Here is a 6,208-nt window from a genome sequence, read left to right as displayed (position 1 = left end):
TGCGTGAAGGCCGCTTCGTCGCCGCCGAGCAGACCAACCTCCCCCTCAACGACTTCATGACCCGGATGATCGCCCAGGAGCTGCCCATCCTCGACAGCCACGACCGCAGCGAGGTCTACCGCCTGCTACGCGAGTACGCCGCCGGCGGGGGCCCGGAGATCACCTCGCAGGAGGAGCTCCCGGCCGCCATCCGGGAGATCCTCGACCTCTGAGGCCCTCCCCGACCCTCCCCGGAAAACGCAGAAGCTCCCGTGTGGATGATCCACACGGGAGCTTCTCCCTGCAGGGCCCCGCTCATGGACAGGGCCGCCACGAGGGGTGTCTTAGAAGGCGCCCCTGATGGAGTTGAAGACAGCCACGACACCGTTGAAGATGGCGGTGATGACGTTGCCTGCACCAGTGAGAACCTGGGAAGAGATACCGAAGATGTTGTCGACCATGATGGTCTCCTTTACTTTTGTCGGGTCACACGTTCCGGTTGGTCCGTGTCGGTGACTCCACAATCACACAGGGCCGCGAGCCAGTGCAAGGGGCGCAGCTGTTTTCAGGCAGCACAAAGCGGACCCTCATTGAGGGCCTGAGAGAAAAGGCAGTGGTCACAGGGATAAAATCACATCATCCCCACGGGTGAAAAAACTTTTCCGACCCGTCGGCCACCTACCCCCATCCGGGGTGAAAACACCCGAAACGGGGCTCCGTGACGCGCTGTCCGCGTTTCCGGAGGAGTTAACGCAAAAATAACACCCCTATCGCGGGTCCACAACCGAATGTTTCATTGCGGATGAAAGTGACATGGTTTTCCCACCCCCGACCACCCCCGTTCCGCATTCTGTGCTGCGAAAAGTTCCACTTATCACCCTTCCCCGGCCCCGTGCGAACCTGTCACCCACCTGTCAATCCCCGGAACGGCCTGCCCCTGAACTGGCAACGTGAGAACAGAGGCCCCTGTCACATCGCCGCCTCCCCGCCGCAGGAGGGGTGCAGGACTACTGTGGAACCGATACCCAGATCTGTCGAAAGAAGAATTCGCGAAGATGGAACTCCAGACCAAGTCCCTCACCGGCTGGGGCCGCACGGCCCCCTCGACGGCGCACGTGCTGTCGACCCCGGACGTCGAGAAGATCATCGCGGCGGTGGCCCGGGTGGCCGACGAGAACGCCGACAAGCCCGCCCACCTGCGTCGCGGCGTCATCGCGCGTGGCCTGGGCCGCTCCTACGGTGACCCGGCGCAGAACGGCGGCGGCCTCGTCATCGACATGCCGGCGCTGAACAAGATCCACTCCATCGACCCGGACACGGCCCTCGTGGACGTCGACGGCGGAGTCACCCTGGATCAGCTCATGAAGGCCGCGCTCCCCTACGGCCTGTGGGTGCCGGTCCTGCCGGGCACCCGCCAGGTGACCATCGGCGGTGCCATCGGCCCGGACATCCACGGCAAGAACCACCACTCGGCCGGCTCCTTCGGCGACCACGTCGCCTCGATGGAGCTGCTCGTCGCGGACGGCCGCGTCCTGCACCTAGAGCCGGAGGGCTCCCCGGACGACCCGGACGGCACCCTGTTCTGGGCGACCGTCGGCGGCATGGGCCTGACCGGCATCATCCTGCGCGCCACGATCCGCATGACCCGCACGGAGACCGCCTACTTCATCGCCGACGGCGACCTCACCCAGACCCTGGATGAGACGGTGGAGTTCCACTCGGACGGTTCCGAGCACAACTACACCTACTCCTCCGCCTGGTTCGACGCGATCTCCCCGGAGCCGAAGCTGGGCCGCGCCGCCATCTCCCGCGGCTCCCTGGCCACGCTCGACCAGCTCAAGGAGCTGGCGCCGAAGCTGGCGAAGGACCCGCTGAAGTTCAACGCCCCGCAGCTGGTCACCGTGCCGGACATCTTCCCCTCGTGGACGATGAACAAGCTGTCCATGATCGCCATCGGTGAGCTGTGGTGGCTGAAGTCGGGCACCTACCAGAACCAGGTGCAGAACCTGACGCAGTTCTACCAGCCGCTCGACCTGATCGGTGAGTGGAACCGCGGCTACGGCAAGAACGGCTTCCTGCAGTACCAGTTCGTCGTGCCCACCGACGCGGTCGAGCCGTTCAAGGAGATCATCCGCGACATCCAGAAGTCCGGCCACTACTCCGCGCTCAACGTGTTCAAGCTCTTCGGCCCGGGTAACCGTGCGCCGCTGTCCTACCCGATGCCGGGCTGGAACGTCTGCGTCGACTTCCCCATCAAGAAGGGTCTCCACGAGTTCCTCGACGAGCTGGACCGTCGCGTCATGGAGTTCGGCGGCCGCCTCTACCTGGCCAAGGAGTCCCGCACCTCCGCGGAGAACTTCCACCAGATGTACCCGGGCATGGAGGGCTGGCTGAAGACCCGCAACGAGATCGACCCGACCGGCGTCTTCGCGTCCGACATGTCCCGCCGCCTCGAACTGAACTAGACAGGAAGAACACATGCTCAACGCAGTGGGCCAGGCCCAGAACATTCTGCTGCTCGGCGGCACGTCCGAGATCGGTCTCGGCATCGTCTCCGAGTTCCTCCGACGCGGTCCCGCCCGCGTCATCCTCGCCGCCCGTGAGGATTCGCCGCGTATCGACGCCGCCGTGGCCCAGGTCCGCGACGCCGGCGCCACCGACGTCGAGGTCATCGACTTCGACGCCACCGACTTCGAATCCCACCCCGACGTCATCGACCTGGCGTTCTCCGACGGTGACATCGACGTGGCGGTCGTCGCGTTCGGCACCCTGGGTGACCAGGAGGCCCTGTGGCAGGACCAGGCCGCCGCCGTCGCGTCCGCCCAGACCAACTACACCGGCCCCGTGTCGGTGGGTGTGCTGCTCGGCCAGAAGTTCCGGGAGCAGGGTCACGGCACCATCGTGGCACTCTCCTCGGTGGCGGGTGTCCGCGTGCGCCGCTCCAACTTCGTCTACGGCGCCTCCAAGGCCGGCCTCGACGGCTTCTACACCCAGCTCGGTGAGGCCCTGCGCGGCTCCGGCGCCAACGTGCTCGTCGTCCGCCCGGGTCAGGTGCGCACGAAGATGTCCGCCGGGGTCAAGGAGGCCCCGCTCACGGTGGACATCGAGGAGGTGGCGGAGGCCACCGTCGAGGGCGTGATCAAGGGCCGCGACATCATCTTCGTGCACCCGGCCTTCGAGGCCGTGTCCGCCGTGTTCAACCTCATCCCGCGCCAGATCTTCCGCAGGCTACCCTTTTAGGCATGTCGACTGCGACCGAGGAGTACACCACCGACCGGCTGAGCAGACGGGGCACCCTGACGGGGATCCCGGTTGCCGCGGTCGGTGGTGCTCTGTTCACCTTCGCCGCCTGGTTCGTCCTGCGGATGACCAGCTGGCCGGCGTTCAACACGTCCAACATGACGTATGCGCTGTCCACGGCGGCGACGCTGCTGCTGCTGGCGGTCGTCGGGACGCTCGTCGTCCTGTGGGCGCTGGATGAGCAGCGGGCGGCGCGGCGTCGGGAAGCGGCCCTCGAGTCCCACGAACCGGAACCCGGCCCCGACGGGAACATCGGCCCGGCGGTGCCGGAACTGGTGGTCCTCCGGCCGCGGTGGCGGGTCTGGCTGACCTACCTGGTGTCCTACCTGTCGCCGGCGGCGTTGGTCGTCTCCACGACGGCGGTCCCGCTGTCCGCGACCCGGCTCTACCTCGACGGCATCCACATCGACCAGGGATTCCGCACCCAGTTCCTCAGCCGGATGGCCACGACGTGGGCCAACCAGGACATGAACTACATCGACCTGCCCACCTACTACCCGCTGGGCTGGTTCTGGCTGGGCGGCCGGATGGCCAATCTCCTCGACATGCCGGGCTGGGAGGTCTACCAGCCGTGGGCGCTGGTCTCCCTCGGTGCCGCCGCCTCCCTGCTCGTGCCGGTGTGGCAGCGGATCACCGGCTCCCTGCCCGTCGCGGTGGCCATCGCGCTGGTGTCCACCGCCGTCATGCTGGTCATGGCCGCGGAGGAGCCCTACGGCGCCGTCGTCGCCCTGGGTGTGCCCGCCGCGACGGTCCTCGCCGGGCGGGCGCTGCGGGGCGCCTGGTTCGCGCTCGTGGGCACCGCCATCTTCCTAGGTGTCTCGGCGTCCTTCTACACGCTGTACACGGCGGTCGTGGCCCTCTCCGTGGTCACGCTGGGTGCCGTCTTCGCGGTCCTGGTGTTCCGCACCTGGGGACCGCTCCTCCGGCTCGTCGTGCTCGGCTCGATCTCCCTGGGCATCGCGTCCGTGGTCTGGGGGCCCTACCTGTGGCTCACCGTCACCGGGCACCCGACGGACGGCTCCACCGCCCCGCACTACCTGCCGGTCGAGGGTGCCCAGATCCCCGCGCCGTTCCTCTCCCTGTCCCTGGTGGGTGTGCTCTGCCTCATCGGCCTGGTCTGGCTGGTGGTCCGCTTCACCGCCGGTGACGCCCGCAGCATGGCCATCGGCCTCATCGGTTTCTATTTGTGGGCGCTGGCGTCGATGATCGCCACCCTGGCGGGCACCACCCTCCTGGGTTTCCGCGTGGACGCCCTCATCGTGCTGCAGCTGGCCACCGCCGGTGTCCTCGGCCTGGCCGAACTGCGCCTCGTGGGACTCGACGTCCTCTACCCGGACCGGCTGACGGCACGGGGGCGTCGTTACGTGACCATCCTCATGGTGGTGATCCTCAGCGCCGCGGGCCTGCACTACGCGCAGCAGATCCCGGTGGAGAACCAGCGCGCGCTCGACCGCGCCTACTCCGACACCGACGGCTACGGCGAACGCGCCGACCAGTACGCCGCGGACGCGGGCCGCTACTACGGGCAGATCGACGAGGAGATCCGCTCCCACGGGCACGACCCGCTGGACACGGTCGTGTTCACCGACGAGATCAACTTCCTCGCCTACCACCCCTACTTCGGTTTCCAGGCCTTCACCAGCCACTACGCCAACCCGCTCGGTGAGTTCCAGGCCCGCAACGACACGATCCTGCGGTGGGCGGAGAACTCCTGGGCGGAATCCCCGGAGAAGTTCACCGCCGCCCTTGACGACGCCCCGTGGCGCGCCCCCGACGTGTTCGTGCTGCGCGGCGTGCTGGACCCGCCCGCCGACGCCTCGATCAACCCGGGGTGGAAGTCGCACATCGCCGAGGACATCTACCCGAACAACCCGAACGTGCGTTACCGGGGCATCTACTTCGACCCGGAGGCGTTCAGCGGGGAGGAGTGGGAGACCACCCAGATAGGCCCGTTTGTGGTGGCGACCCGGGTGAAGGATGCTTCCTGACGTAGACTCCACATCTGTGTCTGTTACTGCCGTGTCTCACCGAGAGTCACCTCCCGCCACTCCTGTGGCACCGGGGTGGCTGAAGAACGTCGCGATCATCTCGGGCCTGCTCGGCTTCGTGCTGTTCCTGCTGACGCCTTTCCTCCCGGTCAACCAGACCCAGTCCTCCCTGTCCTGGCCCCAGGGTGACAGCCTGACCTCGGTCAACGCTCCCCTGGTGTCCTTCGCGCCGGAACACATCGACATCAGGTTACCGGTCGATGAGGCGTTGGACGGGCTGCGGGACGGGCAGACCCTGTTGCTGTCGACGCTACCCGCGGACTCCACCGACGCCACCTCCCGCGGACTGTTCATCCGCTCGTGGGAGGGCGGGATCGATGTGGTGGTCCGCAACCAGGTGCCCTTCGAGCTGACCGCCGACGAGGTGGACGCGCTTCCCGACGACGCCGTGCTCACCATCTCCTCCACCGAGGACGAGACGACCGTCACCATCCCCGGCACGAGACACAAGGGGATCATCGAGGAGGAGGACGTCCGTCCGCAGGTCACCGGCATCTACACGGAGATCGACGGGGACGCGGCCACGCTCGTCGACGCCGGCCTCGCCGCCGACATCGAGATCAACTCCCGCTTCACCTCCGCCCCCTCGGCGCTGAAGTACGCGGCGATGTTCGGCGGGCTGCTCTCCCTGCTGGTCGCCCTGTGGGCGCTGCACCGGATGGACCGCCTCGACGGCCGTTCCGCCCGCCGCTTCCTGCCCGCCGGGTGGTGGAGGCTCCGCCCCCTCGACGGGGTGGTCGGCGCGGTCCTGGCCTTCTGGCACATCTTCGGCGCCAACACCTCGGATGACGGCTTCATCCTCACCATGGCGCGGGTGTCCGGCAACGCGGACTACATGGCGAACTACTACCGCTGGTTCGGTGTGCCGGAGTCGCCCTTCG

5 protein-coding genes are annotated in these 6,208 nt (G+C 67.4%); all 5 read left to right on the top strand.

Features of this window, described 5'->3' with window-relative positions:
* The coding region (locus GXZ33_RS00985) for a hypothetical protein (protein ID WP_291339002.1) at positions 1–212 on the top strand (212 nt) is incomplete at its 5' end.
* A gap of 822 nt (positions 213–1,034) precedes the next feature.
* Positions 1,035–2,444 (top strand): FAD-binding oxidoreductase, encoded by a 1,410-nt coding sequence (locus GXZ33_RS00980; protein WP_291339001.1) that lies wholly within the window; start codon positions 1,035–1,037, stop codon positions 2,442–2,444.
* Positions 2,445–2,457: 13 nt separating this feature from the next.
* Positions 2,458–3,219, top strand: a complete 762-nt coding sequence (locus GXZ33_RS00975; RefSeq protein ID WP_291339000.1) for a decaprenylphospho-beta-D-erythro-pentofuranosid-2-ulose 2-reductase — start codon at positions 2,458–2,460, stop codon at positions 3,217–3,219.
* Positions 3,220–3,221: 2 nt separating this feature from the next.
* The gene (locus GXZ33_RS00970; RefSeq protein ID WP_291338999.1) at positions 3,222–5,267 is read left to right on the top strand and encodes a galactan 5-O-arabinofuranosyltransferase; all 2,046 of its coding nucleotides are present in this window, start codon (positions 3,222–3,224) and stop codon (positions 5,265–5,267) included.
* A partial coding sequence (locus tag GXZ33_RS00965) for an arabinosyltransferase domain-containing protein (RefSeq protein WP_291338998.1) occupies positions 5,257–6,208 on the top strand: 952 nt, incomplete at its 3' end. The genes GXZ33_RS00970 and GXZ33_RS00965, both read left to right, overlap by 11 nt.

It is taken from the genome of Corynebacterium sp., from assembly GCF_012838985.1.
In the GTDB taxonomy this organism is placed as follows: Bacteria; Actinomycetota; Actinomycetes; order Mycobacteriales; family Mycobacteriaceae; genus Corynebacterium.
Note: the sequence above shows the minus strand (reverse complement) of the source record. Positions and strands in the feature narration are given on the sequence as shown.